Raw genomic sequence first — 22,698 nt, 5'->3', positions numbered from 1 at the left:
CGTCTAGTTTCCGATTCCACTCAGCAAGGAGGGGGTCCCAAACTGTTTGAGTTCGGCATTGGAATGCTCAAAGTAGCTTGCCCAGAAATTCTCAAGCGCTTTCAATGCCAAAGATGAACGATATTTCCCATTGGCAAGATAACCACCGCCAATGACATATACTTTGGCCTTGTCCATATTTTCAAATGCAAGCTTTCTACTGAGCTTGCTGATTTCCTGGTCGACGTTGAGAGCTTCCAGTTTGCCAGTACCATACAGCGACAGCAGGTCAGAATTTTCCATCATGTCTGAAACTATAAGAACATACTTTTCCGGTGTTTCAGACTTGGCGATAATATCCTTTGCAACAACGGAAAGGTTGGAAACAATTTCTGTTTTGGGAAGTTCGGTTGTTGCTTTGGAAAATGCATGGATTAGAGCACGCCCAGCATATTGACGCACTTGAGTGTCCTGTGTTTCGTAACACTGATCCAGTTGCCGCAAGATTTTCTTGGAAACGGAATACCGAACGTCATCAATCAAGCGGGTATCAATGACACCTTTGAGAATTACCTCAGTGTAGAACCCCGCAGCATTGGCGGAAAAACCGATAATTTGGATAGTATCTCCTGGGCTCAGAAAGTCGATGATTTTCTGATATGTTTCTTCCTGAAGCTTTTCAGGTAACTCCATTGTTTGGTCGACAAGCACATATAAATCTCGTGTCGGAACTGGAGGATTGATATCCTCCAGCATGACCAACTGATAGCAGCTGTCGATTTTTGCGGTTGCGGCGTTTGCAGATTGTTGGCTGAGGCCAAAAAATGCAGCAGCAGAAAACAGCGTAGCGGCAAATAGATGCCCTAACTTCTGTGTCGTCTTTGGAACCGGATGTTTAAGAATCAAGTCCGAGCTCCTTGCGCATGCGTTCTCGCATTTCTTCTTCGGTCTCGATATGCTTTTCTTTTGCCTCTTTTTCGGCAAGCAGTTCCCTGCGAATGCGCGCTTTCATTTCTTCTTGGCTCTCCGCAACAGCAGGCGGTTTGTCCGTTTTTGCAGGTTCTGGTTCGGACGTAATCTTCGTACTTTCTGACGTCGATGCTTTGGTTTCGGCTGAACGAGCAAGTTTGCGTGCTTCGCTGTTTTGGCGAGATTGCTCTGCTTTGAGTTCAGATTGTTCGTAATGCTCGATAAATGTACGATCTGCAGAATGTTGCAAAACTTCCCTGTGCGTTTTATCTACCCCATTGGCTGCAGCGTTTTCGGTTAGTCGTGCCTGCAAATTTGAGAGGTGTTTTTGAGCAACCCTGGCGATTGCATCACGTTTGCGCTCATACCAAGCCTCATAAGACATCCTGCTTGGAAAACTGCGAATGATGCGTCGCGCTGTAGAGCTTTCCTTGCCTGCGAAGCCAGTTTTATAACCGATGCCGATACCCATGATCTGAATCAGGATGAATAAAGTTGCCAGAATGGCATAGGTCGTTAGATTGGCAGCATCACGTGCGCCTTCCTGTTCGTTCTGTGCCTGGTTGTCAGCTTCAGCCTGCGGCTGAGTCAGAACATCAGGAAGTCCTTCAGAATGAAGGCTTTCAAGTGAGAAGAGGGAATTACTCGACGGCGTGGTTGCGCCAATGGTTTCCGCAGTTTTTTCCTGTTGGTAGGTCTCATAGCGCACATATGTTGCACCAATGGCGACCCCGATGATGGCGATTGTCGCAATGATGGTCCACATTGGTGCGCCGGGCGTAACGTGTGCATTTGTATCAACGCGATGGAGAATCTGCATATAGGCGGGGTCATCATCATCAACTTGATCATTTTCAAGGGTGACCTTGTTGGTGCGCCCCAGAAGATTTGGGCGATCTTCCGAAATGTCATGCATCCACCATGTGCGAATTTTCTTGATCAGGCCACGTTTGTGAAGTTCCTGACCTGATTGATGGGTCAGAAACACCAAAACACAGGAGATTAGGAAGGCAATAAAGAAGGATCCCTGAACCTGCAATTGCTCACTGGCTCCTGGCAAGGTATAGCCCGCAAGTACGTAGGCAAAACCAAGAGCTTCGACAAAGACCATGGCAATCAGAAGAATGCGCATGAGGATGCCGAGTTCGTTCCGGCCCAGTTCTTGTACTTTTCCGAGGTAACTTTTGGAACGGTCGTACATTTCAGGATCAGCTGCAATACGCCGGATATCACCCGCAAAGTCATCGCAAAGAGTACGCTCGGAAGCAAACCAACCATCTTTGCGGACAGAAATGTCCTTGGCGAGGCGACGTGTTTTACCAATCAGGGGTAAGCTATAGAGCGCGCTCTTGAAAAAAAGTTTTACTTCATCCCACCAAGCAATGACGAGAATGAAAAAGATGGCTGTAAGAACCGCTGCGCCAATGATGGCACGATATGCTAACAAGAATGCGTAAAGTTCATCCATTTTTATTGTTCCGTGCTTTGGGCTTTTTTCAAGTTCATCGCGGTTGCAAACACTTTGCTGTCTTTATCGTAATATATACGCGCTTGTGCATGGCCTTGTTGAGTCATGTTGCGCGGGAAGAACGTATCGACGCATCTCACCGGCCAAGCGCTTTCATCAAAGAAGACGCGATAGACGACGCCGTTTGTCCCGACATATGACCTCGCCGAGCCCTCAGCACTCAGATTCGGTTCTTGATCCCCTTTCCTGTAATTTTCAAATACAAAGAGACCGGGGTTTTTATCAACAAGGCCGCTATCTTCCAGCACTGCCACTTTGGTTAGTCCGACAAGATGTTTGTTGACGCTGTCATGCCAAGAGGTTGAGTAAAGTCCGGGAATATACTCCGATGTGCGATGAACCGGCTTGTCCCCATCCAGAGACATGATGTTTCCAACCGGGCGATAGCTGTCACTAATGCAAGCTGTGCCAAGCATGATGTTTTCTCCGTTGGAAGCGTTGGCTTCGGAGATCGGCCACAGGTAAGAAAGAAGAGGTTCCTCTTCTTGGTTTTTATCGACATTTGCAGCTAGGTTCTGATCAAATTCATCAATTGGCTGGCCACCAAAATCAATTGATTTACCTGATTTCAATGCGGCGATTACGGTTTTAGTATTGGGTAAGATTTCGGGTTTTGTTTCTGCTGCAGGTTCGGATTTTTGTGGTGGTTGCGGTGTGCCTGGAGTCTCGTGCGATTTAGCAACCCGCGCGGGAAGAGTTGGATCACTCTCAACGAAGTTGTCATAGGCAATGATGCCCTCTTCGGATCCAAGTTCAACGACCTCTACCCGGCGATTTGCCGCGCGTCCCTCTGGTGTTAGATTGCTGGCGACCGGTCGGTCGGCACCTGCCCCCTTGTAGTACAGGTCACCTAGTTGCACGCCGGATTCTTCGAAGATTTTGGCGACTTCTCTTGCGCGCTTTTCGGAAAGGGTTCGGTTAAGCTGTTCTGGGCCGGTCGAGTCTGTATGTCCGATAATCAAAACCCTGCGGTTCTTGCCGGCATATGTTTTTGCCAATTGTTGTAGATCAGCAGCGGCGGATTCTGTTGGTACCGATGAGCCGGTGGCAAACATTGCCGCATTTGAAACAGTGACGACGATGCCTTGCTCACCTTCTTTTGGTGACGTTGCATCGGGGTTTACCCAACTGCTTGGTGCAGGAGCTGTTACCGCCTGAACGGTAAGGTCACTTTCCTTCATGCGTTTTTGGGCCGCAGCAAGTTCCTGGCATCTGCTTTGCAGGTAAGACTGCAAACCTTTGCCTGCGAGGCCTCCCACGGCACCGCCCGCAACGGTTGCAAGTCCTCGATTATCTCCGCCAGCAAGCAGGCCGATACCAATGCCTATAATTGCACCGCCAATAACATAGGCAGCTTCATTATAGTCACATTCGCCATTCGCGCCGGGTGTACTGCTCAGGAAATTGCGGTTAGAGCCATTTGTAACACAACCACTTAACAAGCTGGTTGCGCACAAAGATGCAATCAGGGCCCTTGCAGGCATGGATTTCATGTGAATCCCCAAGTTCAATCATTATGTGTATCAGTCCCCGTTAATACTATTAACGTTACCGATATAAGATCAGCAAGTATTGTTTGTGAAATGGTCCACCGATAATTATCCGGTATACTGCAATGCAAAAAGAGACTTGCGATGCATTCCGAGCTTGGGTAATTTTCATAAAAATTATAAATGAATATTATACGAAAATTACCCAAGCTCGGAGGCGCCTTATGGTTGCAACTAACCGCCCACGTCGCAGTGTTCTTTATATGCCGGGCTCCAACGCCCGGGCGCTGGAAAAGGGACGCAGCCTGCCTGCTGATGGTCTGATCCTTGATCTTGAGGACGCAGTGGCCCCCGATGCAAAGGATGTGGCGCGCAATCAGATTGTTTCCGCGCTGGCGGAGGGCGGTTATGGCAAACGTGAAATCCAGATCAGGACCAACGGATTAAATACCCCGTGGGGATATGCCGATATCGTGGCTGCGGCCAAAACATCGGCTGATGCCATTCTGCTGCCCAAGGTCGAAAGTGCCGATACGGTCCGGCAGGTCGCGACCATCATGGAGGCCGAAGGCGCGCACGCAGATATGCGTATCTGGTGCATGATGGAAACGCCACTTGCGATGCTTGACGCGAAGGAAATCGCAGGTGCTCACCCGCGTCTTGGTGGTTTTGTGATGGGAACATCCGATCTGGCGAAGGATCTGAACTGTGCCCATACGCCTGATCGTTTGCCGATGATAACAAGCCTTGGTCTTTGTCTGCTGGCAGCACGTGCCTATGGCCTTGCGATTCTTGATGGCGTTCATCTTGATCTTTCGGATGATGATGGTTTTGCCGCGTCCTGTAAGCAGGGGCGCGAAATGGGATTTGATGGCAAAACACTGATCCATCCCAAAACCATTGCTGCGGCCAATACCGCATTTGCCCCCGCCGAAACCGAGATTGTCTGGGCACGCAAGATCATCGCAGCCCATCAGGAAGCAGCCCAAGAGGGCAAAGGCGTTGTCGTGGTGGATGGCAAGCTGATCGAGAATTTGCATGTGGTTTCGGCCAAACGTCTGGTCGCTATGGCCGATCAGATTGCGGAAATGGACGCGGCTTAAGCCCGGCCACATAGCCGGTAAAAAAGCGAAAAGCACCGGCTTCCTGCCCGTCAGACCAAGCGCCATACATGCAGGGAGGCATCATGGCATCGAAAACAAATCCCGGAAATTACTTTGAGGATTTCCGTATTGGTCAGGAAATCCGCCACGCGACACCGCGTACGATTACGAGTGGTGACGTTGCGCTTTATACCGGGCTTTATGGTTCCCGTTTTGCGGTGCAGTCATCGGATGAATTTGCCCGCCGGATCGGGTTCGATGGCGCGCCGGTGGATGATCTTCTGGCGTTTCACATGGTGTTTGGCAAAACCGTGCCGGATGTGTCGTTAAATGCGGTTGCCAATCTTGGTTATGCGGGCGGGGTCTTTGGTGCGCCAGTCTATCCGGGGGATACGGTCGGCACGGTATCGACCGTGATCGGGCTCAAGGAAAACTCGAACGGCAAGACTGGGGTGGTTTACGTCAACTCCGTCGGTCGTAATCAGCGTGGCGAGATGGTGCTGGATTACAATCGCTGGGTCATGGTGCACAAACGTGATGAAAGCGCACCGACACCTGAAACTGTACTTCCTGAATTGCCGGGTGTTGTTGCGCCCGAGGCATTGCAAATCCCCAAAAGCCTCGATCTGTCGGCCTATGATTTTGAATTGGCTGGATCGCCCCATTGCTGGGATGACTATGCGATTGGCGAGAAAATCGATCACATTGATGGCATGACCATCGAGGAAGCCGAGCACCAGATCGCCACCCGGCTTTACCAGAACACGGCCAAGGTCCACTTTGATCAGGTCGCGGCAGGTGCCGGGCGGTTTGGCAAGCGGCTGATTTATGGAGGGCACATCATTTCACTGGCACGGGCATTGTCCTTTAACGGGCTTGGCAACGGTTTCCGAATTGCCGCGATTAATGCGGGTGCGCATGCCAATCCGGCCTTTGCCGGGGATACGGTGTTTGCCTGGACCGAGGTGCTCGACAAGTTTGAAATTCCGGGACGGCGTGACTTGGGGGCCCTTCGTTTGCGTCTTGTTGCGGTGCGGGATGGTCAGGCATCTGACTTTCCGTTACGTGACGCCGAAGGAAAATATGACTCCGGCGTTCTTCTGGACTTTGATTATACGGTTTTAATTCCCAGATAATCTGGCAGCTGCAGTCTTGCGTAATAAGGTCTAATTGTGCGATTGCTAAAAGCACGTTACGCCGTTTTCTGCGTAAAGGGGAAACCCTTGGCCCTTCCCGCGGGTCGCAAACGGCATATGAGAGGTCAACCTACGTAGTTTAACCGAGGCGAAAACGGAATTTGATCGCGGATTTCTTTGGATTTCAAAGGTGTCTAGATTGACTCAATCCCGTTGCATGGGTAAATAAACCCTGCTTTCCCGCCAGCTACTTTGAGAAGAGGCAAATCCGCTATGAGCAAAGCCAATCGGCCGCTGTCTCCGCACTTGCAGGTGTACCGGCTTCCGATGGCAGCAAAGATGTCCATTTCGTTCCGTGCGATGGGTGTCGGTCTTGCCATTGGTTTCGTATTTCTGGCGTCCTGGCTGATTGGTGCCGGCGCTGGTCGTGACGCCTTTAACGGCTATCACGCATTTTTCACCTCGTGGTTTGGTCTGCTGCTGCTGTTCGGTTGGACGGCGGCTTTTTATTACCACGCTTGCAACGGTGTCCGGCACCTTGTCTGGGATACCGGTCGCGGCCTGACGAATGAGGGTGCCGCAAAAGGCAACCCGATCGTCCTTGGCGCGGCAGTCGTGCTGACCATTCTTACCTGGATTATCGGTCTGGCCTAAGGCCGGGCAAGAGGGGACAAACCTGTCATGAAAATGCAATCCGATCTGGGTCGTGTACGCGGCCTCGGTTCTGCTAAAAGTGGCTCGTCGCACTGGTGGACCCAGCGCGTTACCGCTGTCGCAAACCTTCCGCTCGGCATCTGGTTCATCATATCGATCCTGTCTGGCCATACGGCCGACTATGATGCAGTCCGTGAATGGCTGAGCTCGTATTTCCATTCGACCATGATGATCCTGATGATCATCAGTGTTTCGGTGCACTTCACGCACGGCCTGCAGGTCGTGATCGAAGATTATGTGCACAACCGTAAAGCAGAAATCGTATCGCTGTTCCTGATCAAGGCTGTGGCCGCCTTCCTGTCGGTTGCCGCCATCGTGTCGGTCTTGCGTATCGTTTTTGCCGGAGCCTGAACCAATGAGCGAATCATATAAAATCATCGACCATAACTACGACGTCGTCGTTATGGGCGCAGGCGGCGCCGGTCTTCGTGCGACGCTTGGTACGGTCGAAGCCGGATTGAAAACCGCATGTATCACCAAGGTCTTCCCGACCCGTTCGCATACTGTTGCGGCGCAGGGCGGCATTGGTGCGTCGCTTGGCAACATGTCCGAGGATCACTGGCAGTGGCATATGTATGACACCGTCAAGGGGTCTGACTGGCTGGGTGACCAGGACGCGATTGAATATATGTGCCGTAACGCCGTTCCGGCGGTTCATGAACTTGAACATTACGGCATGCCGTTCTCGCGGACCGAAGATGGCAAAATCTATCAGCGTCCGTTCGGTGGTCACACCCGTGACCACGGAAAGGCACCGGTCGAACGTGCCTGTGCTGCGGCTGACCGTACAGGTCACGCCATGCTGCATACGCTGTATCAGCAGTGCCTGAAACACAAAGCCGAATTCTTTGTCGAATATATTGCCCTTGATCTGATCATGGGTGAAGATGGTTCGTGCAAAGGTCTGGTTGCCTGGGATCTTGATACCGGCGAACTGCATCGCTTTAACGCCAAGATGGTCATTCTGGCATCTGGTGGTTACGGTCGCGCCTTCTTCAGCTGCACCTCGGCACATACCTGCACCGGTGATGGTCATGGTATGGTTGCACGTGCGGGCCTTGGTCTTCAGGACATGGAATTCGTTCAGTTCCACCCGACCGGCATTTACGGCTCGGGTTGCCTGATCACCGAAGGCGCACGCGGTGAAGGTGGTTACCTGACCAACTCCGAAGGCGAACGTTTCATGGAACGTTACGCCCCGACCGTTAAGGACCTTGCATCGCGTGACGTCGTTTCGCGCGGTATGGCACAGGAAATCCGTGATGGTCGTGGTGTTGGTGAACACGGCGAATATATCCATCTGCACCTTGAACATCTTGGTTCGGAAGTGCTGTGGGAACGTCTGCCGGGTATTACCGAAACCGCAAAAATCTTTGCCGGTGTTGATGCGACCAAGGAACCGATTCCGGTCCTGCCGACGGTCCATTACAACATGGGCGGTATTCCAACCAACTATAAGGGCGAAGTCCTGCGTCCGACCCCGGATAACCCGAACGCAATCGTTCCGGGTCTGATGGCGGCTGGCGAAGCGGCCTGTGTATCGGTTCACGGTGCGAACCGTCTGGGCACCAACTCGCTGCTTGACCTTGTTGTGTTTGGTCGTGCCTGCGGTCTGCATGCAGCCGAAGTCGTCGATGCCAAGGCATCCTACAAGGAACTCAAAACCACTGACGGCGACGAGGCGATTGCACGTTTCGACCGTCTGCGTTGGGCAAAGGGTTCCCGCCCGACTGCCGAGATTCGTCTGGAAATGCAGCGTGTCATGCAGGGCAACTGTGGTGTGTTCCGTACGTCCGAGATTCTCAAGGAAGGTGTCGAAAAACTTTCCGCGACCGCAGCAACGCTTCCCGATGTTGCCGTGTCGGACCGTTCGTTGATCTGGAACTCCGATCTCGTCGAAACGATGGAACTCGAAAACCTTATGGTCTGCGCCGCAGCAACCATGAATTCCGCCGAGGCCCGTCACGAATCACGCGGGGCACATGCCCACGAGGATTATCCGAAGCGTGATGACGAAGTCTGGATGAAGCACACGATCGCCACCGTCGGTTGGGACAAAGGGTATGGCGTTGATCTGACCTATCGTCCGGTCAATACCTTCACCCTTACCGATGAAGTGTCGTATATCGAGCCGAAAGAGCGCGTCTATTAAGGCGCGGCAAGAGAGGATTTGAGAGATGGTAGAATTCAATCTTCCCGCCAATTCGGTCGTCAAAGAGGGCAAGTCGTTCTCTGCACCGGCTGACGCGAAAAACACCCGCAGCTTCAAGATCTATCGTTACGATCCTGACAGCGGAGATAACCCGCGTACCGATACTTACGATATTGACCTCGACAAGTGCGGTCCGATGGTTCTTGACGCGCTGATCAAGATCAAGAACGAGATCGACGCGACCCTGACTTTCCGCCGTTCCTGCCGCGAAGGCATTTGCGGTTCGTGCGCGATGAATATCGACGGTCGCAACACGCTTGCGTGTCTGAAACCGATCGAGGACATCAAGGGCGAAGTCAAAATCTATCCGCTGCCGCATATGCCGGTGGTCAAGGATCTGGTACCCGATCTGTCCCAGCCTTACGCACAGCTTGCCTCGATCGAGCCGTGGCTCAAGGCTGACAGCCCGACACCGCCGGATGGTGAACGTCTGCAGTCGCGTGAAGAACGCGCGAAGCTTGACGGTCTGTGGGAATGCATCCTGTGCTTCTCCTGCTCGACCGCGTGCCCGTCCTATTGGTGGAACTCCGACCGTTACCTCGGCCCGGCTGTTCTGCTGCAGGCTTATCGCTGGCTGGCTGACTCGCGTGATGAATATACCGGGGAACGTCTCGACGCGCTCGAAGATCCGTTCCGTCTGTATCGTTGCCACACGATCATGAACTGCACCAATACCTGCCCGAAAGGCCTGAACCCGGCATTGGCGATCACCGAAATCAAAAAGATGATCGCAGAACGCCGCGCCTGATCGGTTCGCACCATAAAAAAGTCTTTTTAAGACAAAAAGTTAAAGCCGCCGGAGATCGGATGATCCCGGCGGCTTTTTCTGTTTTAATACCTTTCATGAAGACAACCTGACCCGGATAATCGGGCGCGAGCAAAGGCAAACCCATGAAAAAGGCGCATTGGCTGTTCCCCCTGAGCGGCGCGGCATATGGCTTAGCATTCTGGTATCTGATCGATTATCGCTGGGAGGATAATTATCTTCTGGCGAGCCTGATGACGTTTATCGCCGGACTGGCTTATTGCAGCTGGTTTGCCATCGGGGTGCGTCGGCTGCGTGATGATCTTGCCGTGACGCTCGTCCTGCCATTGATTGCAGCCCTGCAGGTATTGGCATTTCAGTATCTGGTTGGGTTCGAGTATACGGACGAAACCGCCATTTTCGCCCTGCTGGCCTGTCAGGCGCTTTGGGTCGGGGTCGCTGTTGGCATATGGCGCATTTGGGGGCCGTTGCAGACGACCGTTTTGCCAAACTATCCGGATCGGGCGGCACTTGTGCCGGAAATCTGGTCGATCAAGCTGGCATTGGTTTTCGGTTTGGTCGGGGTTGCCGTTTTCTGGCCGGTTTTCTATGCGCTATGTTCACTGTTGATTCTGGTTGGCATCGACCAGATCTGGGAACTGCTTAGCGAGGCATATGTTGCCTTGCCGCTCTCGGGGGCGGCCTTTGCCACCGGTATTCTGATTGCCCGGGAAAAATCGGGGCTTCTGATCCCGGTCCGTCAGGTGATTGGCGGTATGTTCCGCATTCTGTATCCGATCCAGGCATCCGGGCTTTTCCTGTTTCTGGTTGCAGCCGCACTTGGCGGCTGGGAAGTTCTGCTGGATCAGGATTTTGGTGTCTGGTGGACCGTGATGGCTGCCGCAGCAGGGCTTAGTTATTTGCTTTTTGGTGCGGTTCAGGCAGGCGAAGGCACAACTCTGTTTGGCCGGATTGGTGATCGCGTCTTTCGCTTTACATTATGGATGGCGCCGATATTCGCCCTGATTGCGATGGCGACGATTTATATCCGGGTGCGTGAATATGGCCTGACCCCTTCGCGGGTTTATGCGATCTGGGCGGCGGTATTTGTCTTGATGGCAACGATCTGGCTTTCGGTGGCGGCATTTGGCCGTCGTCAGTCAACCCCGGTCTCCCTGCGCAGGGCGTTTGGCCATATCGCGATTTGCGGGGCCCTGACGGCCTTTATCATGCATCTGCCCTTCCTTGATCCGGTCAGCATTTCGGCGCGCAATCAGCAAAGCCGTCTGTCATCTATGACAGACTGGGACACGGCTGATCTTGCTTTCATTGCCCGAAATCTTGGAATGCCGGGCGAGGAGGCACTTGCCGAACTTGGGAGCGCAAAGCCCGACGTGGTGCCGCCACTTGCCGAACTACGCAGCTATTTCGATCCTGATGGTGATCGAATGAAGGCCGGAATTGACAATATTCCGGTCTACCCGTCGCAATACCAGATACCTCAGGAAGCAGTTAAGACCCTGCTGGAAGGCCAGCTTGAATATGATCGTCGTTTCTGTCGCAAGGCAGCTTCAGGTACAGGAGGGGCCCCGAACCAGTGTGCATTGTTGATGGTTGACCTTGACGGGGATGGCATGGAAGAGGCGGCCTTTTTCACGACACGCGACTATGTTGATGTCTATCGTTACGGGCCAGACGATGCTGCTTGGCAGATTGCAGCCAGTTTCTTCCATGATCAGAGTGAAATCGACCACGAGGAAATGCTGCGTGATCTTGCCAACGGAAATTTCGAGATCGTTTCGCCACGTTACTCCGACCTTCTGATCGGTGGGGCACGTTGGGGGCAATATCGTTAACGCCTGCCTAATCGGGGCGGGTTATGCTTTGTCATCATATGAAACAGCATCAGGGAATGACTGCTTTGTTGATCCGGACACATCATCTCATTGTGGGTTTAGCACTTCTGACTTTGGCGGCCTGTGGCGATACCTCCCCGAAATGGGAGCCTCAGGACATGTTTGCCAGCCCGGCAGAAAAACCGGTCGATGAGCGTTATCGTGCGATGATTGATTTCAAGGCGTTGTCGCGTGACGAGGCCGGGATTGAATATGCCGCTGGACCGAGTGCGACCGTCCTGGGTGCAGTTGAAGAGTCCGTTGCCCTTTGTCAGGAAAAGGGTGGCAAGGGATGCAAGGCGGTTCGTGTCGGTTTGACATGGGTTGATGGTCTTGATAGCGATGGCATCAAGTCGGTGATGGAAACCTATCGCAACACCATGCTGGCGGAAGCAACTCAGGCATCGAATGCAGGGAATGCCGGTGCGGCAAACTGGCTGGCGTTCCACTATGCCGTTCGCGGGGAAAATCTGGGTGAAGCAGAACGCCTGATCAAGCGTGCCTTGCAGGTTGCCCCTGATGATCCCGGTGCACTCGATACCTATGGGCTGGTGCTTTACAAGCAGGGCAAATATCAGGAAGCCGAAGAGATATTCATTGCGGTTAACAAAGCAATGCCGACGGCTGAACATCTTGCACATTTTGCCGACAACGCCCTTGCAATGGGCAAGACCGAAATGGCACGTGCCGCCTATCAGCGCGCCCTTGGCGCGCAGCCAGGTGCGGTGCTGTCCCAGGAAATTCAGAAACGATTGCTCGCCCTTGATCTGGGTGGCGGTTCGGCAACGCAGTGATCAATCTGGTCATCTTTGATTGTGACGGTGTGCTGATCGATAGCGAAGTGCTGTCTTTTGCCGTCGATGTTCAGATACTTGCAGGTCACGGCATTGCATTGTCATCGGATGATCTGGCGCGCCGTTTTGGCGGTGTATCCTATGCCGGGATGATTGAGAGCCTGAATGATGAGCACGCGACTGCAATCGAAGCGGCGCATTATCAGAAAGAATGCGAAGATTTGCTCGCACATCTTTTTGAAACCGATCTTCGGGCAATCAGCGGTATCGACACGTTGTTGAAATCGTTGAGCGTGCCGGTTTGTGTCGCATCAGGCAGCGATTTGGCGCGGCTTGATATGTGTCTTGGGATTACGGGGCTGCTTGATTTCTTCGGGACGCGGATTTTCTCGGTCGAGGAAGTAGAAAATGGCAAACCTGCCCCGGATATCTTCCTGCATGCGGCGCGCGAATGCGGTACCAAGCCGGAAAACTGCCTCGTGATCGAAGATAGCCCCGCCGGAATTATTGCCGCTGCGGCGGCCGGGATGCGAGCCGTCGGCTTTCTTGGTGGCGGCCATAGAAATCCGGAAGATGCCAAAATGTTGATGCAGGCAGGCGCCGAGGATGTCGTCGGTGATGCCAGCGAACTGCATCGGTATCTTGCAAATCTGGGACTGGCAAATCGACCCTGATCGAAATCGATCAGGGTGCGATGTCTTCGTGGTCCGATATTAGGGCAGGGGCCAATCAAGTGTGATAACCGTGCCATCGACCATCGGCAGATCAACCTCGTTCAGGTTGTTGCCCGGGCCGCTGCGATCCACGATCAAGAAGTCACTTTCAGGTTCAAGCACCAGAAGCGGGTGGTGCCAGATATTCTTGGCATAAGTCACACCTTGTGTTCCGTCCGAGATAAAGGCGCGCAGCTTTTCGGAGGTAGGGGCTTCCGAGCCCTCTGCCACAACAATCAGGAACTTCTGACCGCTTAGAGGCACGAACGCCTGGGAGCCGAGCGGATGGCGTTCCATCATTTTGATTTCAATCGGCATCGGGCGCGGTGTGCCGCGAAAAATGCTGATGATTGGTGCGCCGCCTTCATCCCCGACATCAACGCGTGATATATCGTGAAATCGCGTTGTCGTGCCCAGATTGATCTTGTATTCATCCCGCGCTGTGGCGGTTGATATCACCTCACCAAACGGGGCAAACGATGCTGGTGTCAGCAGTTCGACTTTCAGTTTCATCGTTCTTATCGCTTTGCCGGTTTACCAAGAATGCGCAGGCGGCTGATCCCGCCATCGGGAATGGAATTGACGCGCAAATGCGATACCGGTCCAAGCTTTGCGATCACTGATGCATCAAATTCGTGGATATGGTCAGCCTGCATTTTCTGTTCGGGCAGAATGGTTTGCCAGAACATGGACCGTGCGCGCAGCGACTTGTCCTTTTCACCATCGACATAAGCGGCCTGAATGGAAACCCGGTCGGGATAGTTGCCCTTGAAATGGCAGGTATCGACGATGATTTTTTCAATCTCGCCGGGATGGCCGAGTTCAACAACCAGCCACTCGTTACCGGGTTCGCGGCGGCGCCGGGTTTCCCAGCCATCACCCATATTGATGCCCCGGCCCGGTGCCAGAATGGCATTCGGGTTACCATAATGGGCATCCGACCATGTCAGGACCACACCACCATTAATCATGGCTGCCAGATCAACCTGATCGGCACTGCTTGCCATTTTTGACCAGTCTCGATCCGGGCGCCCATAAACGCGCAGGCGGGCAATACCACCATCGGGAAAGATATGCAGGCGCACATGGGTGAAAACGCCCTCTGCCATGACTTCGGCATAATGGTGGGCTTCTGCTCCGACACCGGCACGTAGCCCGATCGGGGCGACGATTTCGGTCCAGGTCGCATCATCTGCGGGATCGCCATCCGGGCAATAGCATGCCTCAAGCGATGCGGCGGGCGGGAAGTTGCCAGTGAAGTGGCTGGTATCAATATCGACACCATAAATCCGTCCCGATGTTGCCAGCCGCACCACACAGTAATCATGACCTTCCACACGTTTACGGCGGCTTTCCCAGCCGTCCATCCACTTGCCATTGTCATCGTATTTGTCCGGATAGAAAATCGCATCCGCGGTTTGCAGCATGCGCTGCTTGTCGGCAAAGAAATCATCAGTCGCAAAGATTGCCTCTGCACCCAGACGTTCATCGGCCAGATTGACAAAACGCCGGGTAAATTCCGGGGCATCATGGTTTGTGTGGTGGCTCATGGCTTTTAAATCCTGATTATTGGTTATTTTGTTCAGGCCGGTCATTGGCGATCAAAGGGCTTCGAGGCGCAGCTTGGCGATACGATGTACCTGATTGATGGCCTCGTTAAATTCGGTTTCAACATCGTTTTTAACGCGGCGTTCGAATGCGTTCAGGATGTCGGTCCGATGGAACCCTTTGACAGCAAAAATGAACGGGAAACCGAACTTCTTCTTATAGTCGTCATTCAATTGCGTAAAACGGGCAAGTTCGTCTGGTGTGCATTGATCAAGTCCGGCACCGGTTTGTTCATTCTGCGAGGAATGCGTCAGTTCCGCCAAGGCAAGCTTGCCTGCAAGATCAGGGTGGGCGCGAAGCAGTGTCAGTTTGTCATCGTCAACCGCGCCATTTACCACGGCTGCCATGGCATCGGCGAGTGCATCGGGGGTATCAAGGGCAGACGTGATGCCGCGATCATAAAGCTGCTTTGCGATCCAGGGGGAATGTTCGTAAACCCCGCCATACAGCGAGACAAAGGCGCTTTGCGCCAAGGTGCTGGGCGGTCGGGTTTCGAACAATGATTTTTCAGGTTTGGTCATAACGGCCATTTCAGTTCTTGTTTTTCTTGATGCTTATTTGTTTTCGGTAAACGGATGATGTTCACGCCAGTGACGCGCAATATCGACGCGACGTGCAAACCAGACATCATCATGACCGCGCACATAATCGACAAAGCGTTTCAGGGCTGCAAACCGCCCCGGCCGGCCGACAAGACGGCAATGTAAACCAATCGATAGCATCCGCGGCGTTTCGGCACCTTCTTCGTAAAGCGTGTCGAAGCTGTCTTTCAGATACTGGAAATACTGTTCGCCGGAATTGAAGCCCTGCATGGCGGCAAAGCGCATGTCGTTGACGTCAAGCGTATAGGGAACGATCAAATGCGGTGTGTCTGTCTGTGTTGACCAGAAAGGCAGTTCGTCGCTGTAATCATCGGCGTCATACAGGAAGCCGCCTTCTTCGGCGACAAGCCGCCGGGTGTTCGGGCTTGTGCGGCCTGTATACCAGCCAAGCGGGCGTTCGCCCGTCACATCCTTGATGATGTCGATGGCTTTGTGCAGATGTTCGCGTTCAAGTTCTTCGGGGAAATATTGGTAATCGATCCAGCGATAACCGTGGGAGCAGATTTCATGACCGTCGCGCATAGCGACTTCGCCAACCTTTGGGTGACGGGCCAGTGCCATGGCAACGGCAAAGATGGTGATCGGAATTTGCCGTTCGCGGAACAGGTTCAGGATGCGCCAGACACCAACGCGCGAACCATATTCGTAAATCGACTCCATGCTCATATGGCGAACGCCTTCGCGCATGTCGGCACCGATGATTTCCGACAGAAATGCCTCGGACGCGCGATCACCGTGCAGAACGCAGTTTTCACCGCCTTCCTCGTAATTCAGCACGAACTGGACCGCAACACGGGCCTTGCCCGGCCAGTTGGCCTTTGGTGGATTGGGGCCATAGCCAATCAGGTCGCGTGCATAATTTTGTTCGGTCATCTTTGGCCTCTCCTGATATCGCAACGCCCGGCTTTGTCATGCTGGCTGTTTGGTGTAGCATTAACCATAGGTCGCAGCGCAGCAAGGAAGAACTCCTGCGCGCTGATTGATGGATGATCATGCCGCACTATCAATATGACTTTGATAATGTTCCTGGACGGGAAATCGCTTTGGCCGGTTTTTTGTTGGCTTTTAAAAGCTTTTTATCCGGCTTTGATCGTATTCTGCACGAAGCTGTGGCAATCGTTTTTCAAAGAATTATTGATATAGTTTCACTTTATCACCTCTTTCCACGATCCGTGTCCTAATGCGACCTTTTTGAAACGCTATAAATTCGTTCGGCATAAAACGATCAATCAGAAAAGCCGACCAGGGAAGAAGCGACCGACCACCGCATGAGAGAGAAAAGAGGAGGCCCGGCATGGGACGACTGACTACCCATGTTCTTGATACGGCAAAAGGTTGCCCGGCGGGCGGCATCCGGATCGAGCTGCACCGTTTTGGTGATGGCCATGATGATCTGGTTGCCGAAGCCGTAACCAATGCCGACGGGCGAACCGATGCGCCAATGCTTGATGGTGCTTCGTTCAAGCCGGGCGAGTATCAGCTTGTCTTTCATGCCGGTACGTATTTCGATGCCATCGGTCTTGATCTGCCGGAACCGAAATTCCTTGATCAGGTTGTAATCCGGTTCGGTATTTCAGATGCGCAGGCGCATTATCATGTGCCGCTGCTGCTTTCGCCGTTTGGCTATTCCACCTATCGCGGCAGCTGAGGCCATCATGACCAAACCGGCCCCTGATACACGCGATGATATCCGGTTCCTGTTCGGGAACGAAGAACGCAGCCTGCGTGATGTCGATCCGCAAATGACGGTTCTGAACTGGCTGCGCTTAAACGAGCGCAGGACCGGGACCAAAGAAGGCTGTGCCGAGGGCGATTGCGGTGCCTGCACGGTCATTATGGGCGAACCGGATAGTCAGGGCAGCATGCGTTACCGGACGGTCAATGCCTGTATCCAGTTTATGCCGACCCTTGATGGGAAGCAGCTTCTGACTGTTGAACATCTTAAATCCGATGACGGCAGCCTTCATCCGGTGCAGCAGGCCATGGTAGAAACCCATGGGTCGCAATGCGGTTTCTGTACGCCGGGCTTTGTCATGAGCCTGTATCAGCTTTGGCTGGATGGGGGCGAGGATGACCGGGGTGCCATCAATGATGCCCTTGCCGGGAACCTTTGCCGTTGCACCGGTTACGGACCAATCATCGAAGCCGCCCGCAAGGCCGGTGGCATAAGCGCAACCGATCCGGTCGAACAAAAACGCCGTTCCGATATCGCGACCCGATTGACCACGATGATCGAAGGTGCCGACATGCTGGCACTTGAAATGCCGGTGGGGCGTTATTTCGCGCCCCGCAGCAGCGATGAACTGGCCGCACTTTTGGTGGCCCATCCCGATGCGACGGTGCTGGCGGGCGGGACGGATGTCGGGCTTTGGGTGACCAAGATGCTTAAGCGACTTGATCCGATCATTTATATCGGGGATGTCGCCGATCTTAAATCGGTCCGGGAAAAGGATGGTGTTCTGACTATCGGTGCCGGTGTGACTTATAGCGATGCCCATAACGCACTTGGCATGATTGCCGGTGATGTCGGAGAGCTGGTCCGCCGGATCGGGTCACGGCAAATCCGCAATGCGGGGACGGTTGGTGGCAATATCGCCAATGGATCGCCAATTGGCGATACACCGCCTGCCCTGATTGCACTGGACGCGCGCATTGCCCTGCGCATGGGCGATATCCGTCGCGAAGTTGCCCTTGAAGATTTCTTTATCACCTATGGCAAGCAGGACCGGGCCAAGGGCGAGTTCGTCGAAAGCATCATCGTTCCGAAGCCTGCGGCCGGGGTGCAGTTCAAGGCCTACAAGATTTCCAAACGGTTTGATCAGGATATTACGGCGGTTCTTGCGGCCTTTGCCATTCGGATTGATGGCGGCAAGGTTGTCGAGTTCCGGGCGGCATTCGGTGGCATGGCTGGAACACCGATGCGGGCCAAAAAGTGCGAGGCGGCCCTGATCGGCAAGGACTGGAACGAGGCCAGTCTGAACGCGGCGCAACTGGCCCTGACCAAAGATTTTGCACCTATGTCTGATATGCGGGCATCAAAAGAATACCGCATGTTGGTCGCGCAAAACCTTCTGACCAAACTGTTTATCGAAACAACGGCACCTGAAATTGCCACCCGTCTGGTTGGCAGGGAGGCCGCCCATGTCTGACAACGCATCCAAAGTCATCGATACCAAAGACCCGGACGAACTTCTGGCGCCGACACCGGGGCTTTCGGGTGGGGTCCGGTCCGCCAGCAAGCATGACAGCGGCCCGAAGCATGTCGCGGGCGAAGCGGTTTATGTTGACGATATTCTTGAACCGTTCGGCACTCTTCATCTGGCTCCCGGTGCGGCGACAATCGCACATGGCAGGATCACGAAGATGGATCTGTCAAAGGTGCGATCCGCACCCGGTGTGGTGTGTGTCCTGACAGCGGATGATGTGCCCGGTGTCAATGACGTGTCGCCCGCCCATACCCATGATGATCCGGTTCTGCCCGACGGGATTGTTCAGTTTTACGGTCAGCCGGTTTTCTGTGTTGCCGCTGAAACCCGCGAACAGGCACGCAATGCTGTCAAGCTGGCCGAGATCGAATATGAAGAACTGCCCGCGATCCTGAGCGTCAAGGAAGCACTTGAAAAACAGCAATTCGTTGCACCACCCCATGTCATGGCGCAGGGCGATGCCAAATCGGCACTGGCGCGCGCCAAACATCGCCGATCCGGGGTGATGGAAATCGGCGGGCAGGACCATTTCTATCTCGAAGGTCAGATCACCTTTGCCATTCCGCAGGAAGATGGTGATGTGCTTTTGCATTGCTCGACCCAGCATCCGTCCGAGGTTCAGCACAATATCGCCAATGTCCTTGGTCGTCCGGCCAATGCGGTAACCGTCGAAGTGCGCCGTATGGGCGGTGGTTTCGGTGGCAAGGAAACGCAGGCATCACAATGGGCTGCACTGGCGGCGATTGTTGCGGTTAAAACCGGTCGCCCGGCGAAAATGCGTCTGGACCGCGATGATGACATGGTCATGACCGGCAAACGCCATGACTTTATCGTCGAATATGATGTCGGCTTTGATGATGATGGCCGGATTTGCGGGTTGGATATTCAATATGCCGCCAATTGCGGTTTCTCGGCCGATCTGTCGGCCGCGATCTGTGATCGTGCGATGTTCCATACCGACAATGCCTATTTCCTTGGCGATGTCGAAATCCGGTCCTATCGCTGCAAAACCAATCTGGTGTCCAATACCGCGTTTCGCGGATTTGGCGGGCCGCAGGGCATGGTTGCGATTGAGCGGATCATCGATGAAATCGCCATGACGATTGGCCGCGATCCGCTTGATGTGCGGATCGCCAACTATTACGGGACAATCGACCGCAACACGACGCCCTATCACATGACGGTCGAGGATAACGTCCTTGCGGAACTGACGAACGATATTCTGGCATCTTGCGACTATCGCAAGCGCCGCGAGGAAATCGACGCGTTCAATGCGCAAAGTCCGGTGATCAAGCGCGGCATTTCAATTACGCCGGTCAAGTTCGGCATTTCCTTTACCACGACCTTCCTTAATCAGGCCGGTGCGCTGATCCATATTTATCAGGACGGATCGGTGCATCTGAACCATGGCGGGACGGAAATGGGGCAGGGCCTGTTTATCAAGGTTGCCCAAGTCGTGGCCGAGGAATTCCAGATTGATCTCGACCGGATCAAGATCACGGCCACCAACACTGGCAAGGTTCCCAACACATCGGCAACTGCGGCCTCAAGCGGTGCGGATATGAACGGCATGGCCGCGCGCGATGCCGCGATTACCATCAAATCGCGCCTGATTGCGTTTGCGGCTGAGAAATACGGTGTTGCCGAGGCCGCCATTCGCTTTGTTCCGGGCCGGGTAATTGTTGGTGATGTTGCCGAACTGGAATTTGCCGATCTGATCAAACAGGCCTATCTGGCGCGTGTTTCGCTTTCGGCGACGGGCTATTACGCGACGCCGAAAATCCATTACGACCGTGAAACCGCGTCGGGTCGGCCATTCTATTACTTCGCCTATGGCGTGGCCTGTTCCGAGGTGATGATCGATACCCTGACCGGTGAATACAAGGTGACCCGCGTTGATATCAGCCACGATGTCGGCCGGTCGTTGAACCCGGCGATTGACCGGGGGCAGATCGAAGGCGGCTTTATTCAAGGGATGGGATGGCTGACATCCGAGGAATTGTGGTGGGATGATGCCGGTCGTTTGCGAACACACGCGCCGTCCACCTATAAAATTCCCGCATGTTCGGATCGGCCGGAAGATTTCCGTCTTGAATTGTGGTCTTCCGGAAGAAATGTTGAAAAAACCATTCACAGATCCAAGGCGGTTGGTGAGCCGCCCCTGATGCTGGCGATTTCGGTGCATCGTGCCATTGCCGATGCGGTTGCATCGGTCGGGGACTACAAGGTGATCCCGATGCTCGATACGCCGGCAACGCCTGAGGCCGTGCTGAACGCGGTGGCCAATGTGGCCAAGGGTATGATCGTCCAAAGTCACGATGCGGTTCCGGTGGCGGGGGAATAGACATCATGCGCCTGTCACCCGACGCCCATATCGCTTTGCTGCAATCATCCGATCCGGTGATGCTGGTCAGTGTGGCGGCCATTCGCGGGTCCACCCCGCGTGAGGCAGGGGCCTTTATGCTGATCAGTGAGGCCGACATTGCCGGGACGGTTGGTGGCGGCAATCTGGAACATCAGGTGACGGTACGGGCGCGTGAAATCCTGACCTTGGGTCGGTACCTTGGCGCGGAACTGGTTCCCTTTCCGTTGGGGCCGGGGCTTGGTCAATGTTGCGGTGGTTCGGTCGAGATTGCCTTCCACCTGCTGGGGGCAGTGCAAAAGCATCAGCTGGCAACAGCGATCCGAAACACGCGGAACCCTGCCGGTGCTGGTCATGGTGACTGGGTGATGCTCTCGATGAGCGAAAGCCGGAATATTGAAACGGCCAGCATTCAGGATACCGACGCACTGGATCGCCTGTTTGCCGGGGGCCGTGGCGGGTTGTGTGATCTGGCCGGGCAGCAGAAGCTGTGCTTGCGTCTTGATGATGGGGCAACACCGCTTTGGCTGTTTGGTGCCGGGCATGTCGGGCAGGCGATTGTTCAGGCACTGGCACCGTTGCCGTTCGATATTCACCTGATCGATTCGCGTGACGAATACCTGACCCTGCCGGAAACATCGAAACTTCATCTGCATCAAAGCGAAAGGCCCGAGGACGAGGTGCGCGACATACCGCCCGATGCCTTCGCGCTGATCCTGACACACAGCCACGCGCAGGACTTTGATATCTGTCGGGCGGCCTTGTTGCGGAATGATCTTGGTTTTGTCGGTATGATCGGAAGCCAGACCAAACGCGCGCGCTTTGTCCGGCGATTAAAGGATCGCGGGTTGGGTGACATGGAAATCGGTCGTTTGACATGCCCGATTGGAATTCAGGGCATTACCGGCAAACAGCCGGCAATCATCGCGGCATCGGTTGCGGTGCAATTGCTGTCCGTGCGTGAAGCACGTCTGGCGCGATATCCGGTGAACAGGGTTGCACAAGACGGCTTTGCCGGATGATAAAGCCTTCATTGCAAGGCATATAAATGATAAAGGGCCGCGCCAATAGCGGCCTGATCAGGAGGATCCGTTTACCGGATCAGGAGTTCATATAGGGAGATTTGGCTGTGTGTGATGCCAAGCATAAACACATGCTCCATGCCGTGAATTTGTCGCGGACAAAAATGGAAGAAGGCTGTGGCGGCCCGTTCGGGGCAATCATTGTCAAGGACGGCGAAGTCATATCCGAAGGCTGGAACAAGGTAACATCCAGCAACGATCCGACCGCCCATGCCGAGGTCAGCGCCATCCGTGCGGCCTGTGAAAAGCTTGGTACCTTCAATCTTGCCGGTTGCGAGATTTACACCAGTTGCGAGCCATGCCCGATGTGCCTTTCGGCGATCTATTGGGCGCGTCTTGACCGGATCTATTATGCCAATTCCCGCGATGATGCAGCGGCAATCGGCTTTGACGATCAATTCCTGTATGATGAAGTGGCAAAACCGATCCCGGATCGGAGCCTGCCGTGCGAACATCTGGATTTAGGGGAAGCGCGTGATGTCTTTGCGGCCTGGGATGCCAAAGAAGACAAAATCGCGTATTGAGACCGTTTGATTAGCAAACCGTGAACGGGTAATACC

21 protein-coding genes are annotated in these 22,698 nt (G+C 54.0%); 14 read left to right on the top strand and 7 right to left on the bottom strand.

Annotated elements, in window-relative coordinates; genetic code table 11:
- Window positions 1-3: 3 nt before the first annotated feature.
- The 3 genes from J7395_RS03635 to J7395_RS03625 are packed head-to-tail and all read right to left on the bottom strand — an operon-like array spanning window position 4 to window position 3,969.
- Window positions 4-885: a hypothetical protein gene (locus J7395_RS03635; protein WP_209220552.1), complete on the bottom strand. Its 882-nt coding sequence runs from the start codon at window positions 883-885 to the stop codon at window positions 4-6.
- A complete protein-coding gene (locus J7395_RS03630) occupies window positions 875-2,416 on the bottom strand; it encodes a hypothetical protein (RefSeq protein ID WP_209220551.1) in 1,542 nt (513 codons plus the stop codon). Before J7395_RS03630 ends, J7395_RS03635 begins: the two co-directional genes overlap by 11 nt.
- Before the next feature lie 2 nt (window positions 2,417-2,418).
- A complete protein-coding gene (locus tag J7395_RS03625; RefSeq protein ID WP_209220550.1) occupies window positions 2,419-3,969 on the bottom strand; it encodes an OmpA family protein in 1,551 nt (516 codons plus the stop codon).
- Window positions 3,970-4,190: 221 nt separating this feature from the next.
- Between J7395_RS03625 and J7395_RS03620 the strand changes: the two genes are divergently transcribed.
- From J7395_RS03620 to J7395_RS03580, 9 genes are all read left to right on the top strand, one after another.
- Window positions 4,191-5,069: a CoA ester lyase gene (locus tag J7395_RS03620; RefSeq protein ID WP_209220549.1), complete on the top strand. Its 879-nt coding sequence runs from the start codon at window positions 4,191-4,193 to the stop codon at window positions 5,067-5,069.
- Between the two features lie 83 nt (window positions 5,070-5,152).
- On the top strand, window positions 5,153-6,205 hold the full coding sequence (locus J7395_RS03615) for a MaoC family dehydratase (RefSeq protein ID WP_097051624.1): 1,053 nt from the start codon (window positions 5,153-5,155) through the stop codon (window positions 6,203-6,205).
- A 273-nt stretch (window positions 6,206-6,478) separates the two neighbouring features.
- On the top strand, window positions 6,479-6,859 hold the full coding sequence (gene sdhC / locus J7395_RS03610; protein ID WP_062951138.1) for a succinate dehydrogenase, cytochrome b556 subunit: 381 nt from the start codon (window positions 6,479-6,481) through the stop codon (window positions 6,857-6,859).
- Window positions 6,860-6,886: 27 nt separating this feature from the next.
- Window positions 6,887-7,270, top strand: coding sequence for a succinate dehydrogenase, hydrophobic membrane anchor protein (sdhD, locus tag J7395_RS03605; protein ID WP_062960618.1), 384 nt, complete (start codon window positions 6,887-6,889; stop codon window positions 7,268-7,270).
- A gap of 4 nt (window positions 7,271-7,274) precedes the next feature.
- On the top strand, window positions 7,275-9,071 hold the full coding sequence (sdhA, locus tag J7395_RS03600; protein ID WP_062951142.1) for a succinate dehydrogenase flavoprotein subunit: 1,797 nt from the start codon (window positions 7,275-7,277) through the stop codon (window positions 9,069-9,071).
- A gap of 25 nt (window positions 9,072-9,096) precedes the next feature.
- Complete coding sequence (locus tag J7395_RS03595; RefSeq protein ID WP_007088832.1) at window positions 9,097-9,879, top strand: succinate dehydrogenase iron-sulfur subunit; 783 nt, start codon at window positions 9,097-9,099, stop codon at window positions 9,877-9,879.
- A gap of 143 nt (window positions 9,880-10,022) precedes the next feature.
- Window positions 10,023-11,732, top strand: a complete 1,710-nt coding sequence (locus J7395_RS03590) for a DUF4153 domain-containing protein (RefSeq protein WP_209220548.1) — start codon at window positions 10,023-10,025, stop codon at window positions 11,730-11,732.
- Window positions 11,733-11,890: 158 nt separating this feature from the next.
- The gene (locus tag J7395_RS03585; RefSeq protein ID WP_247741944.1) at window positions 11,891-12,565 is read left to right on the top strand and encodes a tetratricopeptide repeat protein; all 675 of its coding nucleotides are present in this window, start codon (window positions 11,891-11,893) and stop codon (window positions 12,563-12,565) included.
- Window positions 12,562-13,239, top strand: a complete 678-nt coding sequence (locus tag J7395_RS03580) for an HAD-IA family hydrolase (RefSeq protein ID WP_209220547.1) — start codon at window positions 12,562-12,564, stop codon at window positions 13,237-13,239. The genes J7395_RS03585 and J7395_RS03580 overlap by 4 nt, the downstream gene beginning before the upstream one ends.
- Window positions 13,240-13,278: 39 nt before the next feature.
- On the opposite strand, the gene J7395_RS03575 is transcribed toward J7395_RS03580, so the two are convergent.
- From J7395_RS03575 to puuE, 4 genes are read right to left on the bottom strand one after another with little or no spacing between them, the layout of a single operon-like run.
- Window positions 13,279-13,800, bottom strand: coding sequence for an ureidoglycolate lyase (locus tag J7395_RS03575; protein ID WP_348541213.1), 522 nt, complete (start codon window positions 13,798-13,800; stop codon window positions 13,279-13,281).
- Window positions 13,797-14,828: an allantoicase gene (gene alc, locus J7395_RS03570; RefSeq protein ID WP_247741943.1), complete on the bottom strand. Its 1,032-nt coding sequence runs from the start codon at window positions 14,826-14,828 to the stop codon at window positions 13,797-13,799. Before alc ends, J7395_RS03575 begins: the two co-directional genes overlap by 4 nt.
- A gap of 51 nt (window positions 14,829-14,879) precedes the next feature.
- Window positions 14,880-15,407: a 2-oxo-4-hydroxy-4-carboxy-5-ureidoimidazoline decarboxylase gene (uraD, locus tag J7395_RS03565; RefSeq protein ID WP_244204966.1), complete on the bottom strand. Its 528-nt coding sequence runs from the start codon at window positions 15,405-15,407 to the stop codon at window positions 14,880-14,882.
- 33 nt (window positions 15,408-15,440) lie between these two features.
- Window positions 15,441-16,361, bottom strand: a complete 921-nt coding sequence (gene puuE / locus J7395_RS03560) for an allantoinase PuuE (RefSeq protein ID WP_209220544.1) — start codon at window positions 16,359-16,361, stop codon at window positions 15,441-15,443.
- 421 nt (window positions 16,362-16,782) lie between these two features.
- On the opposite strand from puuE, the gene uraH reads away from it, so the two are divergent.
- The 5 genes from uraH (at window position 16,783) to J7395_RS03535 (ending at window position 22,662) form a co-directional block, all read left to right on the top strand.
- Entirely contained in the window at window positions 16,783-17,136 is a 354-nt protein-coding gene (uraH, locus tag J7395_RS03555) for a hydroxyisourate hydrolase (protein WP_209220543.1), read from the top strand.
- Window positions 17,137-17,143: 7 nt separating this feature from the next.
- The gene (gene xdhA, locus J7395_RS03550; RefSeq protein WP_209220542.1) at window positions 17,144-18,637 is read left to right on the top strand and encodes a xanthine dehydrogenase small subunit; all 1,494 of its coding nucleotides are present in this window, start codon (window positions 17,144-17,146) and stop codon (window positions 18,635-18,637) included.
- The gene (gene xdhB, locus J7395_RS03545) at window positions 18,630-21,038 is read left to right on the top strand and encodes a xanthine dehydrogenase molybdopterin binding subunit (protein WP_209220541.1); all 2,409 of its coding nucleotides are present in this window, start codon (window positions 18,630-18,632) and stop codon (window positions 21,036-21,038) included. Before xdhA ends, xdhB begins: the two co-directional genes overlap by 8 nt.
- 5 nt (window positions 21,039-21,043) lie before the next feature.
- Window positions 21,044-22,078, top strand: a complete 1,035-nt coding sequence (gene xdhC / locus J7395_RS03540; RefSeq protein WP_209220540.1) for a xanthine dehydrogenase accessory protein XdhC — start codon at window positions 21,044-21,046, stop codon at window positions 22,076-22,078.
- Window positions 22,079-22,209: 131 nt separating this feature from the next.
- Complete coding sequence (locus tag J7395_RS03535; protein ID WP_062951155.1) at window positions 22,210-22,662, top strand: nucleoside deaminase; 453 nt, start codon at window positions 22,210-22,212, stop codon at window positions 22,660-22,662.
- Window positions 22,663-22,698: the final 36 nt, after the last annotated feature.

The sequence above is a fragment of the Thalassospira sp. A3_1 genome, from assembly GCF_017744215.1.
GTDB classification, from domain to species: Bacteria; Pseudomonadota; Alphaproteobacteria; order Rhodospirillales; family Thalassospiraceae; genus Thalassospira; species Thalassospira lucentensis_A.
Note: the sequence above shows the minus strand (reverse complement) of the source record. Positions and strands in the feature narration are given on the sequence as shown.